This window comes from Sphingobium trunci, from assembly GCF_022664535.1.
Taxonomy (GTDB): domain Bacteria; phylum Pseudomonadota; class Alphaproteobacteria; order Sphingomonadales; family Sphingomonadaceae; genus Sphingobium.
In genome coordinates this window covers 1-1,008 of sequence record NZ_JAKUJY010000068.1, presented here as the reverse complement: position 1 = coordinate 1,008, position 1,008 = coordinate 1, and the positions used below count along the sequence as shown (strand labels likewise).

1 protein-coding gene is annotated in these 1,008 nt (G+C 62.8%); it reads left to right on the top strand.

The window, feature by feature from the left end; translation table 11 throughout:
- Window positions 1-746: IS110 family RNA-guided transposase (locus tag MJ601_RS21775; protein ID WP_242130482.1), on the top strand; the 746-nt coding region annotated here is incomplete at its 5' end.
- Between the last annotated feature and the right edge of the window lie 262 nt (window positions 747-1,008).

The following is a 1,008-nucleotide window of genomic DNA, read 5'->3' as shown; positions in this document are numbered from 1 at the left end:
CGGTCACACGCCAGACGATGCGGTTCGTGCCCATCAAATCGCGCGAGCAGCAAGCGGCGTTGTCGCTGCACCGCGTGCGCCAGCTGTTAATCAAACAGCGCACGCAGCTGGCCAACATGATGCGCAGCGTGCTCGCTGAGCTGGGTACCGCCATCCCGGTCGGGATCGTAAAGGCACTGCAGGTGGCACGGGAAATCATCGACGGGGAGTCCCAGCTCGACTTGCCAGCCGAAGCGGCGAACGTCGTCGCCATGCTGGCAGGGCAACTGCTCCAGCTTCACGTTCAGTTGCGCCAGCTTGACCTGCGTCTCGCGGCCCTGCAGCGGAGTGACGAGCGGGCCAAGCGTCTAGCCACGATCCCTGGTATAGGGCCGATTGGCGCGACCGCGCTCGCCGCTTCGGTGACGGATCCAAGCCAGTTCTCGTCAGGGCGCCAGTTTGCCGCATGGCTGGGACTGACCCCGCGGCAGAGTTCGAGTGGCGGCAAGGACCGCTTGGGGCGCATTACCAAGATGGGCGACAGATATCTGCGGCAGCTACTGGTCATCGGCGCAACCGCGCTGGTCCGATACGCCAAGGAGAAACCTGGCACGGTCGATCCGCGCTTTGTCGCTCTGCTCGCCAGAAAGCCCGCGCGCGTCGCCTCGGTCGCCATCGCTAACAAGATGGCCCGGATCGCATGGGCGGTCATGGCGCGCGGCGGCGTCTTCGAACGCGGGCATACGCCAATGCTGGCGGCAGCATAGGACCAAGAGCTTAGCTGAGGAGATCAGCTTCACGAGGTTGTGAGAGCAAAGGATGTGATGGCAAAACCGGTCGGACCGGGAACAAGGACAACCCAAGGACTGTCATAGGCGTAATAGCCTGCAAACCCGATCGGACCTTGTTCGCGTACCCCATCAGGGCCAGCAGTCTACACCGGCTGCATCAATAGGCCGGACAGACGACTGCACCCAACGGAACGTCAGATCATCACTTTTCACTTGCAACGCGGGAGCCATCCACAGA